We start from the raw sequence: 18960 nt of genomic DNA, 5'->3' as shown, positions 1-18960 counted from the left end.
GCTGCAAGGCCGGTCGACGACGGTGCCGTCATGAACCCGATCGACCTGTTCCTCGCCGAGCTCACCGAGGGCACCGGCATCAGCACCGACGCGTGGGCGGCCGACGCCTCGCTGGACGCCACCGTGCCGCACTGGCGGTTCGAGTGCACGGGGGCCGAGGCGATCGCGGCGGAGCTCTCGGGCTGGTACGACGCCGCGATCACGATCGAGGGCGCCGTCCGCCGGCCCATCCCGGGCGGTGAGGCCGTCGAGCTCGACCTGGCGTGGGTCGAGGACGGCGTACCCCACGCGGCCCACCAGGTCCACCTGTTCACCGTGGACGCCGGCCGGATCAGCCGGGACACTGTCTTCTGCGGTGGGCGCTGGTCCGCTGCGCTGCTGGCCGAGATGGAGGCAGCCCGTGCTCAGTGAGTCGACAGATCCCGTCAGGAGCCTCGACGAGCTGCTGGCCCGCGCCACCGACCGGGTCGCGGTCCGCAGCTCGGATGCCAAGTCGGGTGCGCACTTCGAAACGCTGCGGATCGACGGCGTGCCGCACTTCCTCAAGGTCCTCTCGATCGAGGACGACTGGATCATGCGGGTGACCGGCAACGACTCGCACTGGGAGTACAAGGTCTGGCAGGCGGGGCTGTACGCCGAAACGCCGCCGGTCATCGACCACACCGTGGTCGCGATGGCCCTGGACGGCGCCGGCAGGAGCCGGCGGCTGGCGATCCTCATGACCGACTGCGCCGACGACCTGGTCCCCCCGGGCGACGACGTCGTCCCGCTGGAGCACCACGGCGACTGGATCGACGCCATGGCCCAGATGCACGCCAGGTTCATGGGCTTCCGGGACGACCTGGGGCTCCAGGAGCTGACCCGGCGCTGGCTGTTCTTCGCACCCGACACGATCGCCCCCGAGCTGGAGGCGGAGGACGTGCCGGAGCCGATCGCGGTGGCGCACCGCGGCTGGGCGCTGCTGCCGGAGCGGGCGCCGCGGCTGCAGGACCTCGTCGCCGCGGTCCACCGCGAGCCCGACGCGCTCAGTGAGGCGCTGCGGACCACCCCGATGACGTTCGTGGCCGGCGACTGGAAGCTCGGCAACGTCGGCCACCGGCCCGACGGCCGCACCATCCTCCTCGACTGGGCCTACCCGGGCGAGGCGCCGCCCTGCTGGGACCTGGTGTGGTACCTCGCCCTCAACCGGGCCCGGCTCCCGGAGTCCAAGGAGGCGACGGTCGCGCGCTACCGCGAGCGGCTCGAGCACCACGGGGTCGACACCACCGGGTGGTGGGAGCGCCAGCTCGGCCTGACCTTCGTCGGGATCGCGGTGCTCTTCGCCTGGGAGAAGGCGGTCGGCGACCAGGCCGAGCTCGACTGGTGGGAGCGGGCAGCACTGGAGGGCGCCAGGTGGCTGTGACCGACATCGTCGGCTACGCCGGGATGGCCGAGACGTGGGCGACGGGAGCTGCGCTCGCCTACGGGCCGATGGCCGAGCACCTGGTCGAGCGGGCGCCGGTGCCGCTGGACGGCGCGCTCGCGCTCGACGCCGGCGCCGGCTCCGGGGTCGCCGGCCGGGCGATGCGGGCCCGCGGCGCGCGCGTGGTCGCCGCCGACCTCGAGTTCGACATGGCGGCCTTCGACGCGGCGGCCGGACCGGCGGTCACCGCCGACGTGACCGCGCTGCCGTTCCGCGAAGGCTCGTTCGACGTGGTCACGGCCGCCTTCGTGGTCAACCACCTGCCGGACCCGGCCGGTGGGCTGGCCGAGCTGCGCCGGGTCACGCGACCGGGCGGGGCGGTGCTGGCGTCGACGTTCTCCGGCGACCGGTCCGCCGCCAAGCTGGCGGTCGACGAGGTGGTGGCCGGCTACGGGTTCGTCGCGCCCGACTGGTACCTCGACTTCCGGGAGACGGCCCAGGGCTTCGAGGACCCGGACGCCGTGGAGCGCGCCGTCGCGGCAGCGGGGTTCGCGGCCTGGACGGTGACCGAGACCGCGATCGACGTGGGCCTGGGCGACCCGGCGGACGTGGTCCGCTACCGGCTCGGGATGCCGCACCTCCACCGGTTCGCCGTGGGGCTCACCGACGACGTGCGCCGCGAGCTGTTCGCCGAGGCGGTCGAGGCGGTACGCCGGACCGGCGAGCGGTTCGCCCCGCTCGTCGTCGAGGCTGTCGCGACCGCCTGAGCGTCGGTCAGCCCAGCCGCTGTCCGGCCACCCGCCGGAACGGCTCGGCCCGGTCCTCGGCTGCCAGCGCCACCGCCGCCGCCAGCCGCTCCGCCACCGACCGCGCGTGCCCGGAGCCGGTCGCGTCCGCGACGTCGGCGGCCAGCCACCAGCCCTCCAGCGACGCCACCTCGCCGAGCACGTCGAGGTCGGCAGCCACCGCAGCACCGTCGACCGGCCTCCCCAGCCGCGCGGTCGCGGTGGCGTGGACCAGCCGGCCCAGGACGGCGTACCGCCGGTCCCCGCGCTCCTCGGCCGCCATCACCACGGCTTCGCCGTGCTCGAGAGCAGCGGCGGCATCCAGAGAGGCCAGCGCGAGCCGGGCCAGGAGCAGCTGCCGGCGCTGGTCGAAGCGCCACTTGTTGTGGAACCACCGCGCGCCCGACTCGGTCTCCGCGACAGCCAGCCGGTTCGCGGCGGCGTCGAGGGAGCCGGCCCGGAGCAGGCAGTCGGCGACGTCGAGGTGGCACTGCGCGACCAGCTCCTGCGAGCCTCCGTGGGTGAGCCCGGCCAGCGCCAGCTCCTCGGCGGCCGGGTCGCCGAGGTTGCGCAGGACCCAGCTGCGGTAGGTGTGCGGCAGCCCGGCGTACCGCACGCCCGTGCCCCGCCGCTCGATCTCCTGCTCGAGGCGGTCCAGCACCCGCAGCGCGTCCGCGCTGCGGCCGAGCAGCCCGTAGGCGTGCGCGGTCATCTGCAGGGTGTGCTCGACCCAGAAGCCCTGGCCGCCGCGCCTGGCCTCGGCGCCGAGCATCGGCTCCAGCGTGGCCAGGCCGTCGGCCGGCCGGCCCTGGTGGACCCGGAGCACGCCGGTCCATGCCGGGAGGCCGAGTTCGGCGGGCGCCCCGGCAGCCTCGGCGAGGACCGCGTCGGCCTGCCGGAGGTCGCCGTTGCCCCGGTGCCCGAACGCGACCGCGATGAGGCTGCTCGCGCGGATCGTCGGGTCGGTGGCGGCGGCCGCGGCGGCCCGCCCGAGCCGGATCGCACCGTCGAGGTCGTGCCGGTTGCGAGCCACCCACGCCCGCAGCTCGAGGGCCTCGCCGGTCGTGTCGCCGGCCATGGCGGCCACGGCGTCCGCATCGGCTCCATCGAGGTCACCGCGCGACATCCGGACCCGGCTCCGCTGCAGGCGCAGCGCGACACTGTCCCCCAGCCCCAGCGCCTCGTCGAGCAGCCGCTCCGCACCCGCGAGGTCCAGCCGGCTGAGCGCCACCTGGGCGGCATCGGCAAGCCCACGAGCGGCGAGGGTGCGGTCACCGCCCTCGCGCGCGTGCCGGGCCAGCTCGAGCGGGTGCGCGTCCGGCCGGCCCCCCAGCACCTCGGCGGCGCGCCGGTGCAGCCACGCCCGCCGGGTCGCCCCCGCCCCGGCCGCCACCGCGAGGCGGACCAGCTCGTGCCGGAAGGTCAGGGCGCCGTCCCGCTCGACGAGGAACGCCTGCCGGACGCCGACGTCGAGCTGCTCCAGGACGTCGAGGGGCGGGTCGCCCAGCACGGCGGCGAGCAGCTCGAGGTCGACGGTCGCGCCCAGGACGGCGGCGGCCTGCAACGCCGGCTCGGCGGCGCCGGTCCGGCGCAGCCGGGCGGCCACCGCCTCCCGCAGCGAGCCGGGCACCTCGCCGTCGTCCTCGCCGGGCCCGGCCCCGGCCAGCTCGGTGAGCAGGAGCGGGTTGCCGCCGCTGCGCTCGTGGAGCTCGCTCGCGCGGTCGTCGCCGACCAGCTGGGCCACCTCCGCGCGGCCGAGGGGCGCCAGCTCGAGCTGGGTGTCCGCCTCGAGCCCGGCCGCGGTCGGGTCCCGGAGGGCGACGACGACGAGGAGCGGCAGCTCGCGGCGCCGGCGGACGTGGGCCAGCCAGGCCCACGTCACGGGGTCGGCACCATCGGCGTCGTCGACCAGGAGCGCCGTGCCCGAGCCGGCCGGCAGGGACCGCACCGCCTCGTCGAGGTGGGCGAAGACGCGCAGGCTGAGGGCGGCCGCCGTCGCACCCGGTCCGGGCAACCCGGTCGCGGGCGCCCACCCGACCGGGTCCACTCCGGCGAGCCGGTCGGCGAGGGCGTCGAGCACCGGCTGGAGGGCCAGCTCGCCCGCCTCGGCCCGCCCGCGCAGCACCACCGTGCCCCGCGCGGCGGCGTCGGCGGCCCAGCGGTCCAGCAGCGCGGTCTTGCCGACGCCCGGCTCGCCACCGACCACGACCACCCGCCCGCCCGCCCGCGACCGCTCGAGCTCGGCGTCGAGGACCCGCAGCTGGTCGGCTCGTCCCACCAGTCGCTGGTCGAGCCTGTCGGGACCACCGGCGGCCCGCGGGACCTTCTCCGCCAGAACCTCCTCGTGCAGGGCCCGTGTCTCGGGAGCCGGGTCCACGCCGAGCTCCTCGGCCAGGAGCTCTCGCACCCTGGCGAACTCGGCCAGTGCCGACGCCGGCCGCCCGGCGGCGACGTGGGCACGCATCACGGTGCGCAGTGCGGCCTCGTCGTAGGGATCGGCACGCAGCGCCTCGCCGGCGTGCGCAGCTGCATCGCCCACCTGGCCGGTCGCGAGGGCGGCCGAGGCCGCCACCCGACGGACCTCGGCGACCGAGGCCGCCGCAGCCGTCCGGGCCTCGGCCGCCCATTCCGCGTCCGGCTCGTCGGCCAGCAGCGGCCCGCGGACGAGTGCGAGCGCGGCCTCGGCCGCGGTCCGGGCGCCGACCGCGTCGCCGGCGTCCGCGCGCCGGGCCGCCTCGCGCCCGAGGCTGGTGAGCTCGGCGAGGTCCCACCAGTCGGCGAGGAGCGCGTAGCCGTTGTCGCGGCGTACGACGCGGTCCGCGCCGGCCACCGACCGCGCCCGGCTCACCAGCACGTGCAGGTCGCGGTCGGGCTGTGCGGGCCGGCGGTCACCCCAGACCGCCTCGACCAGGCTGTCCGGGGCGACGGTGCCGCCACGCTCCAGGGCCAGCCGCTTCAGCAGGAGGCGAGCCTGCCGGCTGCGCAGCTCGTCGAGCGCGGCGCCCTCCAGGCGGAACTCACCCAGCAGGCGCGCGCCCAGGCGTCCTCGCGGCCGGTCGGCCATGGCCGCATTGTGCCCGTGTGGGCGCTCTCAGGACTTGGCGTAGTTCGAAGCGCCCCACCAGTCGACGAGCACGACGGGCTCGTCGCCGACGACCCAGGCGTCGTGGCCCTCGGGGACGGCGGTGACGGCGCCGGCGCAGGTCTCGAGCTCGGTGCCGTCGGCCATCTGGATCCGGAGGACGCCCTGCACCTGGTACTGGAAGTGCGGCGCCAGGCACAGGTCGGTGCCGGCGATCGGCTTGACGTGCTCGGACCAGCGCCAGCCCGGCTGCAGCGTGAGCCGGCCGATCTGGGTGCCGGCGATGTCGACCAGGTCGACCTGGCCGCGCTCGAAGGTGCGGGTCTCGTCGGGCTCGGCGAAGGTCTTGGTCTCGGTCTTCGCCTCGGTCTTGGCTGTGGTGGTCATGTCACTCTCCTCGATGGGTTGGCCCCGTTGGTTGGCCCCGTGTCCTCGACGCGTGCTCGCGTCGTCTCGGGAAGAGTCGTTCGGTCGCCTTGCAACCACCTTGCAGGCCCCGGACCGGGCCAGCTCGACTAGCCCGTTCGGGTGGTGCGGGACCGGGCCGTTGGACCCGGGCCCGGTCCCGGGCCGCGCCCGGTCAAGTCGGGCCGAACGGCGCGTCACCGTCAGGCCCCGGGTTCCTAGGTTCGTGTGCAGTCCGGCGGCAGGGGGTCGCCGAGTCTTCACATGGGGGGACCCAATGCTGCACAACCACCTGGTGGCGCTCCGCAAGGCCCGCAAGGGCGAGGGCGGCTTCACGCTCATCGAGCTGCTCATCGTCATCGTGATCCTCGGCGTGCTCGCCGGCATCGTGGTGTTCTCGGTCCGGGGCATCCAGGACCGCGGCGAGACCGCGGCCTGCAGGACCGAGGTCAAGACGGTCGAGACCGCGGTCGAGGCCTACTACGCCAAGCACGACGCCTACCCGACCTCGCTTGACGACCTCAACGGCACCACCGACCCTGACGACAAGTTCCTGCGGTCCACGACCCTCGAGTACGCGACCCTCGGCGCCGACGGCGCCGTGACGGGGGCCTGCTGATCCAGCAGACCGAGGAGTGGCCGCCGCGCTGACGCGGCGGCCACTCACGGGCTTTCTCGAGGGGACTCTTCATGCACCAGCACCTGCACCGCATCGGCGACCGGGTCGACCAGCTCCTCAACCGCCTGTGGGAGGCCAGGGGCACCGACCTGATGCTGACCGCGGGGCTGCCGCCGATGATCCGGGTCGACGGCACCCTCGCGCCGGTGCCGGGTCAGTCCGTGCTCACCGGTGACGACACCAACGCGCTGCTCGCCGAGGTGCTCACCAGCGAGCAGTCCGACCTGTGGAACGGCCGGCACGAGTACGACTTCTCCTTCTCCTGGCGCGAGCACGCCCGGATCCGCGGCAACGCGTTCACCCAGCGTGGGCTGACCGCCGTGGCATTGCGGATGATCCCGCGCGAGATCCCCACGATCGACGACCTCGGCCTCCCTCCGGTGCTGCAGGAGCTGTCGCTCCGGCACCAGGGGCTGATCCTGATGACCGGGCCGACCGGCTCCGGCAAGTCCACGACGCTCGCGTCGCTGGTCGACCTGATCAACCGCAACCGCGGGTGCCACATCATCACCGTCGAGGACCCGATCGAGTACGTCCACGACCACAAGATGGCCGCGGTCAACCAGCGCGAGGTCGGCACCGACACCGGGAGCTTCCACGAGGCGCTGCGCTCGGTGCTGCGCGAGGACCCCGACGTGCTGCTCGTCGGTGAGATGCGCGACCTGGAGTCGATCGCCTTCGCCCTCACCGTCGCCGAGACCGGGCACCTGGTCTTCGCCACGCTGCACACCAACGACACCGCCCAGTCGCTGGGCCGGATGATCGACGTCTTCCCGGCCGAGCAGCAGGCCCAGATCCGGGTCCAGCTCGCGTCCGCGCTCAGCTGTGTGGTCTACCAGCGGCTGGTCCCGCGGATCGGTGGCGGCATGGTCGCGGCCTACGAGGTGCTGGTCGCGACGCCCGCGGTGCGCAACCTGATCAAGGAGGGCAAGACCCACCAGCTGCGCAACTCGTTGGTGACCGGCTCACGTGACGGGATGAACACGCTCGAGCACTCGCTGTCACAGCTGGTGCAGGACGGCGTCGTCAGCCTGGACGACGCCGTCGCGCGCAGCCTCTATCCCAAGGACATCGAGGTCCGCCCGCGGACGACGTTCCACGCCGGTGACCGCGTGCCTGCGACGGCGAGGTGACGTCGTGAGGATCCGCGGACGCCAGAAGCCTCAGCCCGTCGAGGTGGTGGCGGCCACCGACGCGGACGACGAGAGGCTGGCCGGGGTGCTGGTCACCGCTCGGGTGGTCGAGCCCTATCAGCTGGACGCCGCCCGGTCCGCCCAGGGACCAGGGAGCCTGGCCGAGAAGCTCGTCGCGGCAGGGACGGTGAGCGAGGAGGTCATCGCGCGCACCCTCGCCGACCACTACGGCTGCGAGCTGCTCGACTTCCGTGACGTCGAGCCCGACCCGGAGGCGCTGGCACTCCTCACCCCTGAGCAGGCGCGCACCCTGCGCGCGCTGCCCCTCTCGCTGGACACCGACGCCGTCACGGTCGCCGTCGTGGACCCGGCTCCAGAACGGGCCCAGGCAGTGGCCGCCGTCATCGATCGTCGGGTCGTGCCGGCCGTCGCGACCCCCCGCAACCTCGACCGTGCGCTCGACAGCGCCTACCGGGCCACCCGCGACGTCAGCAGCCACGTCCAGGCCTACGAGGCCCGCGACCAGCTCCGCCGGGAGGCGGCCCACCTCGAGACGGCCGGCAGCGACGACGCTCCGGTCGTCCGGGTCGTCCAGATGATCATCACCCAGGGGCTGCGGGACCGGGCGTCCGACATCCACATCGAGCCGTCCGGGGACCGGGTCCGGGTGCGCTACCGGATCGACGGGGCGCTGAGCGACGTGCTCGACCTGCCGGGCTCGATCGGGCCGGCGGTGGTGAGCCGGGTCAAGATCCTCGGCGGCATGAACATCGTCGAGCGGCGCCGGCCCCAGGACGGCCAGATCAGCATGGACGTCGAGGGCCGGGAGGTCGACATCCGGGTCGCGACCACCGCGGTCGTCGGGGGCGAGAAGGTCGTGATGCGGCTGCTCGACAAGAGCCGCCCGCTGTTCAAGCTCGAGCAGCTCGGCATGGCCCACGACGTCGCGGAGCGCTACAGCGCGCTCATCCACTCGCCGTACGGCATGGTCATCTGCGCCGGACCGACCGGTGGCGGGAAGACCACCACGCTCTACGCCTCGCTCGGTGAGCTCGACAGCCCCGAGCGCAACATCATGACGATCGAGGACCCGGTCGAGTACACCTTCGACTCGATCAACCAGATCCAGATCAACGAGCAGGCGGGCATCACCTTCGCCGGCGGGCTGAAGTCGATCCTGCGCCAGGACCCCGACATCATCCTGGTCGGGGAGATCCGTGACGCCGACACCGCCCGGATAGCGGTGCAGTCCGCCCTGACCGGGCACTTCGTGCTCTCGTCGCTGCACGCGACCGAGGCGGTCTCGGCCCTCTACCGGCTGCTCGACATGGGCATCGAGTCCTTCCTGATCGCCTCGTCGATCACCGCCGTCGTCGCCCAGCGGCTGGTGCGCCGCAGCTGCACGTCGTGCCTCGAGCCCTACCAGCCCACGCCGGAGGAGCGGGCGTTCCTCCGGACGTTCGGCCCGGACGAGACCGAGCACGACCTCGTGCATGGCGTCGGCTGCCACCTCTGCGCGCACACCGGCTTCCTCGAGCGGATCGGGGTCTATGAGCTCCTCGCGGTCACCGACGAGGTGCGCGAGCTGATCGTCGACCACGCGCCGCAGGACCAGATGCGCAAGGTCGCCCAGCACCAGGGCATGCGCACCCTGCAGGAACAGGCGGTCCGGCTGGTCCAGGAGGGCACCACGACCGCCGCCGAAGTCATGCGCTCCATCTACGTGGCGGGGGTCTGAGATGCCGAAGTTCGCCTACGTCGCGGTGACGCCGGACGGCCGGCAGGTCAAGGGAAGCACCCGGGCCACCAGCCGCGGTGACGCCGAGGTCGCGCTCTACGACCAGCAGCTCCGTGACCTGCGGGTCAAGGAGAAGACCAGCATCCTCAAGTACGAGATCAGCGGCCCGCGGATCAAGCGCTCCGACGTGATGCACCTGTCCCGGCAGATCGCGGCGTTCCTCCGGGCGGGACTGCCGATCCTCGAGGCCGTGCACACGATCGGCGCCGAGAGCGAGAGCTCCTCGGTCCGCCGGATGATGCACGACATCGAGGACGGGCTGCGCTCCGGCGAGCGGTTCTCGGACTGCCTGGACCGCTACACCAAGGTGTTCCCCGGCTTCTACCGCGGCATGGTCCGCTCCGCCGAGCTCACCGGCGAGCTCGACGCCGTGCTGGCCCGGCTCGCCGTCTACATCGAGCGCGACCTCGAGGCGCGGCGCAAGATCAAGTCGGCGCTGATCTACCCGGCCGCGGTCGCCGTCATGTCGATCGTCACCGTGGTGGTCCTCGCGGTCTACGTGCTGCCGAAGTTCGAGGTGTTCTTCGAGGACCTCGACGCCGAGCTGCCGCTCCCGACCCGGATGCTGCTCGCGTTCACCGGCTTCCTCGGCAGCTGGTGGTGGGCGCTGGCCGCGGCGACCGGGGCCGTGCTCCTGCTGGGCTTCCTGGTCACCCGGTTCCACGTCGGCAAGTACGCGCGGGACGCGCTCGTGCTCAGGATCCCGGTGCTCGGCGAGACCATCCGCTACGCCCTGGTGGAGCGGTTCTGCAGAGTCCTCGCCTCGATGGTCGGCGCCGGCGTGAACCTGACCGACGCGCTCGCCGTGACCACCGAGGCGCTGCGCAACAAGGTGTTCATCAAGCGGCTCGGCCACGTCTCCGAGGCGATGCTCGAGGGTGAGGGCATCTCCGGCCCGCTGGCCCGCACCCGGCTGTTCCCGGGCACCGCCACCCAGATGCTGCGGGTGGGGGAGGAGACCGGGTCCCTCGACGACCAGCTCCAGGTGACGGCGGAGTACTACGAGGTCGAGCTCGACTACAAGATCAAGAAGCTCACCTCGATCTTCGAGCCGCTGGTCATCATCGTGATGGGCGCCATCGTCGGCTTCGTCGCCGTCGCCCTGGTCTCGGCGATGTACGGCATCTTCAACCAGGTCGACATCTGATGCACCTGCGCGCCCGCCTCCGCTCGGCCGTTCGGTCCGACGACGGGGCAACGCTGGTCGAGACCCTGGTGGCGCTGGCCATCCTCGGCATCGCGGGGGTGGCGATCCTGGCCGGGCTGCAGCTGAGCGTGACCGCCTCGGACATCCACCGCAAGCAGTCGTCGGGCGGTGCCTACCTCCGCGACTACGCGGAGGCGATCGAGAACTACCTCGACACGAGCGGCAACTACGTCAGCTGCGCCGGGGCCAACGCCTACAGCCCTGCCACGGTGGGCTACACCGCCCCACCCGGAGTGCCCGCCCCGCAGCAGGCGGCCGCCGTACCGCTCGCCGGTGACGGCACCGCCCGGACCTGCCCCGGGGGCGACCAGGGCATCCAGCGGCTCCGACTGACGGTCCGCAGCGCCGACGACCGGTCCACCGAGACGCTCACGATCGTGGTGCGCCGCGCCTGTGGGGAGGGGACGTCATGCGACTGAGCGCGCGCCTCAGGGCGCTCCACCGGCGCGAGGACGGCTTCACCCTGCCCGAGCTGATGATCACCGTGACGATCATGGGGGTGATCTCCGCGGGCCTCGCCGGGGTCGTCATCAGCTTCCTCACGACCACGACCGACACCCGGTCGCGGCTGATCGAGTCGCACGACGTCCAGTTCGCCGCGGCGTACTGGCAGCGGGACGTCGCCAGCATCGGGGTGCGGGGTTGGGACGCGGGCACGAAGACGTTCCCGCTCCAGCAGTCGGTCGACGTCCCGCCGGGCTGCAGCCTGCCGTCGGGCACCCGGGTGGTGACCCTCGCCTGGAGCGAGTACACCTCGACCGACTCCACCGCCACCCCCACCACGGTCACCGTGTCCTACGTCGCCGAGCCGGACACCGGCGGCTACAACCTGGTCAGGACGAGGTGCACCGGGGCGGCGGTGGACTCGTCCGTCGAGCTGATGCACAGCCTCGAGGCACTCCCGACCGTGACCTGTGACATCTCCTGCACCAGCGCGAGCGTGCCGTCGGTGGTGTCCCTCAACGTGTCGGTGCTGGACCCGGACGGGCGCGGCAGCGAGGCCCTCACGGCAACGTTGTCGGGCGAGCGGAGGCAGACATGAGCCAGCCACTGCGGCACCGGCTCCGCCGGGCCCGCCCCGGCGACGACGGCGGTGCGCTCCTCATCATCGCGATCATCGTCATCACCGTCGTCGCGCTGGTGACCGGCTTCGTGCTCACCCAGGGCGACGGCAGCCTGCGCGCCACCGTGGCGCTGCGCGACGTCGCCCGCGCGTCGTACGCCGCCGACGGCGCGGCCCAGGTCGCGATCAACGACCTGCGGACCGGCTACAACACCGGCAGCGGCGAGCCCGACCCGTGGCACTACACCAACGAAATCGGCACCGGCTGCTTCGGCTACGACGGCTCGGGGGCCACGACGACGCCGAAGGACACGCTGGTCCTCGACGGCCTGGTCCCCAAGCAGGCCGGCGACACCCAGAGCGTGATGTCCGCCGCGGTGACCTGCACGCCCGAGGACGCCACCGGAGCCCAGGGGTCGGCGGTGCCGATCAGCAACGGCAACAAGCCGGGCAACGCGATCCTCACGCTGGGCACCTCGAGTGCGGAGAGCGGGTTCACCTTCAAGACCAACGGGTCGGGTGGAGCGTTCCGCGTCCGCGGCGGCGTGTGGTCCAACAGCAACATCGTGCGCGACAACAACGGCACGCTCGAGTCCACCCAGTACATCCGCGCCCACACCGGCTGCTCCCCGGCGGCAGCGATGAACGCCCCCGTCGTGAACTGCAGTGCGAGCACCGTCGCCGACCCGAACTACCAGAGCGACCTCGACATCGCCGGCACCGGGATCCCCGCGCTGCAGACGCCGCCGGCCAGCTGCCCCAACAACGGCACGGTGACGCTGTCGCCGGGCTACTACGACGACGTCACCAAGCTCAACGCGCTGACGAACACCAACACGGCCTGCACGATCTTCATGGATCCCGGCAGCTACTACTTCGACTTCCACAACAACAGCGCGGACCCGCTCTACGACTCCGACATCGCCTCGAACGTCGGTGATGTGTGGACGATCGGCTCGCGCAAGACGCTCGTCGCCGGCACCCGGGACAACAGCGACTCCACCGTGCCCGGGCGGTGCGTCAGCCCCATCGAGGACGTCAACGCGAACGGGGTCCAGCTGATCTTCGGCGGGGACAGCCGGATGAACATCGTGGCCAGTGGCCAGGAGACGGCGGTCGAGATCTGCGGCAGCTACCACGCCAACCGGCCGCCGATCGCGATCTACGGCCAGAAGACGGGCACTGCGACCGCGACGACGCTCAGCGTGGCCACGAACACCGCGCTGACGACCAGCGGTAGCAACCCGACCGTCAACGTGCCGAGTGGCACCGTCACCCCGGCAACGGTGACGACGGCCGTGGTGAAGGACCCCGACAACAACGTCGCGACCTGGACCCGCGACGCAACCGGCCCTGGCAGCGTCCAGACCGGCACGATCACGATGTCGGGCTACGGACCCACCTCGACGATCCCCAAGGGGTCGGTGCTGACCGGTGCCAAGCTCGTCGTCCGGCACAAGGAGGGGAGCAGCACCGCGGGCAACGCCTCGGACATCGTCTTCAGCCCGGCCGGCTCCAGCGCCAGCCAGACCGTGCCGGTCCCGGTCCGGACGGCGCTCAACACCGACACGGTCGACCTGTCGACGGTCGGCGGCTGGGGTGCGATCCAGGCCTACGTGCACGACAACGGCTTCACCGGGGCCACCGCGGCCTACCGGATGCGGCTGCCACAGAGCCAGAACGCGCAGCTCGACAGCATCCAGCTCGAGCTGACCTACTACGTGCCGGCCCTGCGCGGGCAGACCACGGCTGCGATTCCCGGCAACACGGTCGCCACCCCCGGTGGCGCGCCGGTCATCCAGGCATCCGGCAACTCGACCACGCTCTACATCCAGGGCACGACCTACGCCCCGCTGTCGAAGATCGACCTGTCGCTCAACAACATCGACGAATCGGTCTTCAGGTTCGGGGTGATCGCGCGGTCGCTGGTCGTCTTCGAGACCGGTTCGTTCAGCTATCCCGGGGCAGTGATCGAGCTGCCCGACAACTCCCCGGGCTTCGGGTTCGAGACGACGATCGTCCAGCTCAGGGTCTACCTGTGCGCGGGCGTGGCGAGCGGCTGCACGGCCGGCAATGGCGAGCTCGCGCTGACGGCGAGGGTGAAGATCTTCGACGAGGGCGGGACGCCGAGCAACGCCCGGGAGATCTCGGTCCTGAGCTGGAGCCATCCGCGGTGACCGAGGCCGAGCTCCCGGTCGTCTCGCTGGCACTCCTCGTCGGGGTCCTCGGGTCGGCGGTCGGCTCGTTCCTCAACGTCGTCGCGCACCGCGTGCCGCGGGGGGAGTCGGTGGTCAGTCCGCCCTCGGCCTGCCCCGACTGCGGCACCGCGATCCGCCCGCGGCACAACGTCCCGGTCGTGGGCTGGCTGGTGCTGCGCGGCCGGTGCTTCGACTGCCGCTCACCCATCAGCGCGCGCTACCCGCTGGTGGAAGCCGGGGTCGCGGTGCTGTTCGTCCTGGCCGCGCTCCGCTTCGCCGACCAGCCCCGGCTGCTTCCGGCCTACCTCGCGTTCGCCGGCATCGCAGGTGCGCTCGCGCTCATCGACCTCGACGTGCGACGGCTGCCGGACTCGATCGTGCTTCCGGCCTACCCGGTGCTGTGCGCCCTGCTCGCGCTGGACGGCGACCCGCACGCCTTGCTGCGGGCGGCGATCGGCGGGGTCGTCCTCTTCGCCTTCTACCTGGTGGTCGCCGTGGTCGCGGTGGGAGCGATGGGGTTCGGCGACGTGAAGCTCGCCGGCGTCGTCGGCGCCATGACCGCCTACCTCTCGTGGGGCACGCTGCTGAGCGGGGCGTTCCTCGGCTTCCTGCTGGGTGCGGTCGCCGGTCTCCTGCTGATCGCGGCCGGTCGGGCCGGGCGTCGCAGCGCCGTGCCGTTCGGTCCGTTCATGCTCCTCGGGGCGTGGACGGCGGTGCTCGGTGCCGGTCACCTCGGTGACTACTACCTGGCCCTGCTCGCGAGGTAGCAGAAGCGGCGGCGGTCAGGCCCGGTTGCGGCGGGCCTCCGCGCCGAGCACCGCGGCCTGCGAGCGGCGCTCGATGCCGAGCTTGCCCAGGATGCTGGACACGTAGTTCTTGACCGTCTTCTCCGACAGGAAGAGCTGCTCGCCGATCTGGCGGTTGGTCAGCCCGTCGGTCATCAGGTCGAGCACCTCGCGCTCGCGCGGCGTGAGGTCGGCGAGCCGGTTGTCCGGCACCGTCGTCTCGCGCACGCGGTCCATGACCCTGGCGATGACGGCCGGGTCGATCAGGGACCGGCCGAGCGCCACCTGGCGGATCGAGTCGACGAGCTCGGCGGTGCGCACCTGCTTGAGCACGTAGCCGGAGGCCCCGGCCAGCACCGAGGCCAGCACGGCGTCGTGGTCGTCGTACGACGTCAGCATCAGGCAGTAGGTCCCGGGGAGCGAGGCCCGCACGTCCCGGCACACGTCCACCCCGTTGCCGTCGGGCAGCTGGACGTCGAGCACGGCCACGTCGGGCGCCGCCGCCGGGATGCGGCTCAGGGCCTGCTCCGCCGTGGTCGCGGAGCCCACCACCTCCAGCCCTGGCACCGAACCCAGCAGCTCGATGAGGCCGTCGAGCACCACCGCGTGGTCGTCGACGAGGAACACCCGCACGACGCGGTCCATGCCGTCGCTCACGACAGCTCCACCTCCCAGGTCACCACCGTGCCGCGGACCGGGCCGGGGGCGACGGTGCAGGTGCCGCCCCGGCGTTCGGCCCGGGCCGCGAGGTTGGCCGTACCGCTGCGGCGAGCGGTCTCGCCGATGCCCACGCCGTCGTCGGCGACCACCACGGCCAGCCGGTCGGGAGTGGCGATCAGCTCGATGGTCGCGCTGTCGGCGTCCGCGTGGCGGGCCACGTTGCTCAGTGCCTCCCGCACCACCGCGGTCACGTCGTCCAGGAGCTCGTCGGCGACGGCGCCGGGAGCGCCGGAGAACTGCACCGCGGGCGAGAAGCCGAGCGCCGGCGTGAGCTCGGCGGCCACGTCGAGCACGGTGCTGCGCAACTCGTCGCGGGTGCGGTCCAGACTTCCGCGGAGGGCGAAGACGCTGGTGCGCACCCGGCGGATGCTGCGGTCGAGGTCTTCGACCCGTGCGCGCAGGCGGTCGCGCACGACGTCCGGCACGCCGGCGCAGCCCGCGGCGCTCTCGATGCCCAGCCCGATCGCGAACAGCTCCTGGATCACGTGGTCGTGCAGGTCGCGCGCGATCCGCTCGCGGTCCTCCATCAGCTGCATCCGCTGCTCGGTGTCGCGGGCCTCGGCCAGCTCGAGCGAGAGGGTCGCGTGGTCGGCGAAGTCGGCGACCATCGCCAGGTCCTCCCGCGAGAACACCGGCCGGCCGTGGCTCCGGACCACCGACAGCAGCCCCCACGTCCGGTGGTTGCCGACCAGCGGCACGAGCATCACCGGACCGGCGTCGAAGCTGGCGGCGATCGTACGGGTGTCGCCGCTGACCGCTCGGAAGTCCGCGACCGGCATCGGCGCTCCCTCGGCGAGCGCGGCGCCGGCCAGGGTGCCGGCGACCGGGAACCGCTCTCCGACGTACTCCTCGGCGCGGGCTCCCGCCCCTGCCTCGACCACGATCTCGGTGCCGTCCCCGGTGAGGAGCGAGACCGTGACGAGGTCCGCCTCGGCGCGCTCGGCGGCCGTACGGGCCACCAGTGCGAGCGGGTCCTCGCCGTCCGTGGTCAGGATCTGCCGCACGATCTGCGTGTTGGCGCGGAGCCAGTCGTGCTGGCGCCGAGCCTGGTCGTAGAGGTCGGCGTTGCTGAGCGCGGTGGCGGCCGTCGTCGCGAGCGCGCGGAGCAGCTCGGCGTCCTCGCGGTTGAAGCCGCCGCCCCCGCTCTCGAAGACACAGATCTCGCCGTACGCCGTGTCGCCCAGCGAGAGCGAGCAGCCCAGGCGGTCGTCGGGCCAGAGCTCCCGGTCGCCGGCCCGGACCACGCGCAGGAGTCGCTCGTCCAGCCCGGTGTGCACGACATCGACGGGTTCGCCGTCGGCGCCGTGCACGAGCACGGCCGCGTGCTTCGCGTCGGTCACGCTGGCCGCTGACTCGGCCAGGTTGCGCATGACGGCGTCGATGTCGAGCTCGCCGGAGACCGCGGCAGTAGCGCGGAGCAGCCCCCGCAACCTGCCTTGAGCCCTGCGCACCCTGCCGGCCCCCTCGACCAGCTGGTCGATCATGTCGTCCAGTGCGGTCTTGGGACCATCGGGGAAACGCAGGACCGACCCCCCGTCGGTCACGTCAAGGATGGTAGTCGGTGTCCCCCAACGGGGTGAGGTTCAGTGCAGAACCTCCGCCAGTGGTCTACGCCGGCCGCGGATCCTCCCGCCCAGCGCACCGAGTCGCAGCACCGCCTGTGGATGGTCCAGGCCGCCGATGCGCTCGCGCAGCAGCGTCCGGTCGCTCGGGAGCTCCAGGCCGCCGACGACCTCGCCCACCGCGAACCCGAGCGAGGCGGCCTCGAGGACCAGCCTCTGGACCGCCTCGCCCGCGGTGAGCCAGTCGAGGGCGCGGTTCTGCGCCGTCGCCACGACCACGACGTCCGGCTCGAGCCGGTGCAGGACGGCGCCTTCCGCGCGTACCGCGCACGCGAGCCGCTCGACCTCGTCCGACTGGAGCGGCCAGTCGACGAACGGGTCGATCGTGCTCCGGTCGAAGCCGCCCGCGGCCAGCTCCGCCAGCCCGCCCCTCCCGGCCGTCCCCGGGACGGCGGTGTCGAGGAGCGTGATCGTGGCCAGGTGGTGCTGGCGGGTCGGGTCGGGGAGCCGCTCCACCCGGTAGGCAGCGCCGTCCGCGTCCAGGGAGGCGCGGGCGTTGAGCAGGGCGCACCCGATGCTCATGGTCAAGGACCGCCCGACCGGGTCCTGGGCGGGCAGCCAGCGATCGGGGTCCGCGTGGAGCTCGCAGCTGTCGGGGCCGACCACCAGCCACCAGGGCTCGGTGTCCCGGGTGGACCACGCCAGCGTCGCGCGGACCGCAGCACGGCGCACGGCAGCCGGACCCGTCGCGACAGCGACGGGTCGCGCATGCTCCCGGTGCGCGTCCACGGCCTCCAAGGTGCCCGAGTCGCGCCGACCCGTACAGGGCCGAACGGCACGGTCCGGGTCCTGTCCCCGGGACGGGAGATCGATAGCGTGCGGTGGGTGAGCGAACTCGACGAGCGGTTCCGGGCGGCGGCGCTGGCATGCGACGACACGGTGGTCTGGCACGCCCGCCGCGGGCCGGCGGAGACGATGACGCTCCTGGCCGCGGCCGCCGAGGAGCTCGGGATCGACCAGTGGGACCGGTACGGCGAGGACGGCGCGGTCGGACGGCTGGAGACCGACCTCGCGGAGCTGCTCGGCAAGCCCGCCGCGGTGTTCTTCGTCAGCGGCGTGATGGCCCAGCAGGCCGTGCTGCGGGTCTGGTGCGAGCGGCGCCGGTCCTGGCGGGTGGCGCTCCCCGACCTGGCCCACCAGCTGCGCCACGAGACGGACGGGCCGCGGCTGCTGCAGCGGTTCCGGTTCGAGCCCCTGACCGAGGGCTGGGAGACCGCGACCGCCGACCACCTGCGGAAGATCCCCGGAGTCGGCGACCTGGCCGCGGCCCAGCTCGAGCTGCCGCTGCGTGAGGCGGGCTGCCTGCTGCCGTCGTGGGAGGAGCTCACGGCGTTCTCCGCCGCAGCGCGCGAGCTCGGCGTACCGCTCCACGCCGACGGCGCCCGGCTCTGGGAGTCCCAGCCTCACTTCGACCGGCCGCTGCCGGAGATCACCGCCCTGTTCGACAGCGTCTACGTCTCCTTCTACAAGGGGCTGCGCGCCATGGCCGGCGCGGCCGTGGTCTGCGATGCGGGCTTGGCGGCTGAGTTGCGGGCGTGGCGCCAGCGGATGGGCGGCACGCTGTTCGCAATGACGCCGTACGCGCTGTCGGCGCTGGTCGGCCTGCGCGACGAGCTGCCCCGGGTGCGCGAGTCCGTGGCCTGGGCGGCGGAGCTCGCGAAGGAGCTCGTGGACCGCGGGTTCCGGCTCCAGCCCGACCCGCCGCACACCAACACCTTCCTGCTGTTCGCCGACGGCGATCCTGACACGATCTCCGAGCGGGTGGTGGCGTTCATGGAGAAGCAGAGGATCGCCCCCTGCGGCCGCTGGCGGCCGGCGCTCGCGCCCGGCGTCGCGATGACCGAGGTGACCATCCACGCGGCCGCGCTGGACAAGGACCCGGCCACCGTCGCGGGCTGGTACGCCGGCCTGGTCAGCGCTGACGCCGGCTGACCGCTGCCGCTGGTCGAGCCTGTCGAGATCTCCGCAGCGTTGGCATCTGCTGGCCTGTCGGTGGCTGAGCTTCTCGGCGGCTTCGCCGCACCTGGGTAGAAAAAGATTGCTGGGGGCTGTCGTCGGGCGGGTGTCGGGTCACAGTGGTG

Annotated in this window: 17 protein-coding genes; 12 read left to right on the top strand and 5 right to left on the bottom strand. The window is 72.9% G+C overall.

What is annotated here, in order from left to right; all coding sequences use genetic code 11:
* Window positions 1-30 precede the first annotated feature (30 nt).
* Genes VFV89_RS10575 through VFV89_RS10565 form a run of 3 tightly spaced genes read left to right on the top strand, consistent with a single transcriptional unit; the run spans window position 31 to window position 2169 of the window.
* The gene (locus tag VFV89_RS10575) at window positions 31-411 is read left to right on the top strand and encodes a hypothetical protein (protein WP_329705895.1); all 381 of its coding nucleotides are present in this window, start codon (window positions 31-33) and stop codon (window positions 409-411) included.
* Window positions 401-1402 (top strand): hypothetical protein, encoded by a 1002-nt coding sequence (locus VFV89_RS10570; protein WP_329705894.1) that lies wholly within the window; start codon window positions 401-403, stop codon window positions 1400-1402. The genes VFV89_RS10575 and VFV89_RS10570 overlap by 11 nt, the downstream gene beginning before the upstream one ends.
* The gene (locus VFV89_RS10565) at window positions 1393-2169 is read left to right on the top strand and encodes a class I SAM-dependent methyltransferase (RefSeq protein WP_329705893.1); all 777 of its coding nucleotides are present in this window, start codon (window positions 1393-1395) and stop codon (window positions 2167-2169) included. The genes VFV89_RS10570 and VFV89_RS10565 overlap by 10 nt, the downstream gene beginning before the upstream one ends.
* A gap of 7 nt (window positions 2170-2176) precedes the next feature.
* On the opposite strand, the gene VFV89_RS10560 is transcribed toward VFV89_RS10565, so the two are convergent.
* Both VFV89_RS10560 and VFV89_RS10555 read right to left on the bottom strand, forming a co-directional pair.
* Window positions 2177-5251, bottom strand: coding sequence for a BTAD domain-containing putative transcriptional regulator (locus VFV89_RS10560; RefSeq protein WP_329705892.1), 3075 nt, complete (start codon window positions 5249-5251; stop codon window positions 2177-2179).
* Between the two features lie 27 nt (window positions 5252-5278).
* Window positions 5279-5656, bottom strand: coding sequence for a cupin domain-containing protein (locus VFV89_RS10555; RefSeq protein ID WP_329705891.1), 378 nt, complete (start codon window positions 5654-5656; stop codon window positions 5279-5281).
* Window positions 5657-5951: 295 nt separating this feature from the next.
* Between VFV89_RS10555 and VFV89_RS10550 the strand changes: the two genes are divergently transcribed.
* The 8 genes from VFV89_RS10550 to VFV89_RS10515 all read left to right on the top strand — a co-directional run bounded on the left by VFV89_RS10550 (window position 5952) and on the right by VFV89_RS10515 (window position 14519).
* Complete coding sequence (locus VFV89_RS10550; protein ID WP_329705890.1) at window positions 5952-6293, top strand: type II secretion system protein; 342 nt, start codon at window positions 5952-5954, stop codon at window positions 6291-6293.
* 71 nt (window positions 6294-6364) lie between these two features.
* The gene (locus tag VFV89_RS10545; RefSeq protein WP_329705889.1) at window positions 6365-7486 is read left to right on the top strand and encodes a PilT/PilU family type 4a pilus ATPase; all 1122 of its coding nucleotides are present in this window, start codon (window positions 6365-6367) and stop codon (window positions 7484-7486) included.
* Window positions 7487-7490: 4 nt separating this feature from the next.
* A complete protein-coding gene (locus VFV89_RS10540) occupies window positions 7491-9224 on the top strand; it encodes a GspE/PulE family protein (RefSeq protein ID WP_329705888.1) in 1734 nt (577 codons plus the stop codon).
* A 1-nt stretch (window position 9225) separates the two neighbouring features.
* Entirely contained in the window at window positions 9226-10431 is a 1206-nt protein-coding gene (locus tag VFV89_RS10535; protein ID WP_329705887.1) for a type II secretion system F family protein, read from the top strand.
* Window positions 10431-10910 carry a type II secretion system protein gene (locus VFV89_RS10530; RefSeq protein WP_329705886.1) on the top strand — a complete coding sequence of 160 codons (480 nt, stop codon included), beginning with the start codon at window positions 10431-10433 and terminating at the stop codon, window positions 10908-10910. The genes VFV89_RS10535 and VFV89_RS10530 overlap by 1 nt, the downstream gene beginning before the upstream one ends.
* Entirely contained in the window at window positions 10901-11533 is a 633-nt protein-coding gene (locus VFV89_RS10525) for a type II secretion system protein (RefSeq protein WP_329705885.1), read from the top strand. Before VFV89_RS10530 ends, VFV89_RS10525 begins: the two co-directional genes overlap by 10 nt.
* Window positions 11530-13731: a hypothetical protein gene (locus VFV89_RS10520; RefSeq protein ID WP_329705884.1), complete on the top strand. Its 2202-nt coding sequence runs from the start codon at window positions 11530-11532 to the stop codon at window positions 13729-13731. Before VFV89_RS10525 ends, VFV89_RS10520 begins: the two co-directional genes overlap by 4 nt.
* A complete protein-coding gene (locus tag VFV89_RS10515) occupies window positions 13728-14519 on the top strand; it encodes a prepilin peptidase (RefSeq protein ID WP_329705883.1) in 792 nt (263 codons plus the stop codon). The genes VFV89_RS10520 and VFV89_RS10515 overlap by 4 nt, the downstream gene beginning before the upstream one ends.
* A gap of 15 nt (window positions 14520-14534) precedes the next feature.
* Here VFV89_RS10515 and VFV89_RS10510 read toward each other — a convergent pair whose 3' ends face one another.
* From VFV89_RS10510 to VFV89_RS10500, 3 genes are read right to left on the bottom strand one after another with little or no spacing between them, the layout of a single operon-like run.
* Window positions 14535-15194 (bottom strand): response regulator transcription factor, encoded by a 660-nt coding sequence (locus VFV89_RS10510; RefSeq protein ID WP_329705882.1) that lies wholly within the window; start codon window positions 15192-15194, stop codon window positions 14535-14537.
* Window positions 15191-16801: a GAF domain-containing sensor histidine kinase gene (locus VFV89_RS10505; protein WP_329705881.1), complete on the bottom strand. Its 1611-nt coding sequence runs from the start codon at window positions 16799-16801 to the stop codon at window positions 15191-15193. Before VFV89_RS10505 ends, VFV89_RS10510 begins: the two co-directional genes overlap by 4 nt.
* A gap of 39 nt (window positions 16802-16840) precedes the next feature.
* Complete coding sequence (locus VFV89_RS10500; RefSeq protein WP_329705880.1) at window positions 16841-17608, bottom strand: hypothetical protein; 768 nt, start codon at window positions 17606-17608, stop codon at window positions 16841-16843.
* Window positions 17609-17704: 96 nt separating this feature from the next.
* Between VFV89_RS10500 and VFV89_RS10495 the strand changes: the two genes are divergently transcribed.
* Window positions 17705-18811, top strand: coding sequence for a threonine aldolase family protein (locus tag VFV89_RS10495; protein WP_329705879.1), 1107 nt, complete (start codon window positions 17705-17707; stop codon window positions 18809-18811).
* Window positions 18812-18960: the final 149 nt, after the last annotated feature.

The organism is Nocardioides sp. (assembly GCF_036274455.1).
Taxonomy (GTDB): Bacteria; Actinomycetota; Actinomycetes; order Propionibacteriales; family Nocardioidaceae; genus Nocardioides.
The sequence above is the reverse complement of the archived record's forward strand: the minus strand, read 5'-3'. Positions and strand labels throughout refer to the sequence as shown.

Bases quoted from the DNA above. Each gene is read 5' to 3' on its own strand.
- VFV89_RS10560 (WP_329705892.1), bottom strand. From the start codon at position 5,251: ATGGCCGACCGGCCGCGAGGACGCCTGGGCGCGCGCCTGCTGGGTGAG.
- VFV89_RS10550 (WP_329705890.1), top strand. From the start codon at position 5,952: ATGCTGCACAACCACCTGGTGGCGCTCCGCAAGGCCCGCAAGGGCGAG.
- VFV89_RS10520 (WP_329705884.1), top strand. From the start codon at position 11,530: ATGAGCCAGCCACTGCGGCACCGGCTCCGCCGGGCCCGCCCCGGCGAC.
- VFV89_RS10545 (WP_329705889.1), top strand. From the start codon at position 6,365: ATGCACCAGCACCTGCACCGCATCGGCGACCGGGTCGACCAGCTCCTC.
- VFV89_RS10530 (WP_329705886.1), top strand. From the start codon at position 10,431: ATGCACCTGCGCGCCCGCCTCCGCTCGGCCGTTCGGTCCGACGACGGG.
- VFV89_RS10555 (WP_329705891.1), bottom strand. From the start codon at position 5,656: ATGACCACCACAGCCAAGACCGAGGCGAAGACCGAGACCAAGACCTTC.
- VFV89_RS10525 (WP_329705885.1), top strand. From the start codon at position 10,901: ATGCGACTGAGCGCGCGCCTCAGGGCGCTCCACCGGCGCGAGGACGGC.
- VFV89_RS10575 (WP_329705895.1), top strand. From the start codon at position 31: ATGAACCCGATCGACCTGTTCCTCGCCGAGCTCACCGAGGGCACCGGC.
- VFV89_RS10535 (WP_329705887.1), top strand. From the start codon at position 9,226: ATGCCGAAGTTCGCCTACGTCGCGGTGACGCCGGACGGCCGGCAGGTC.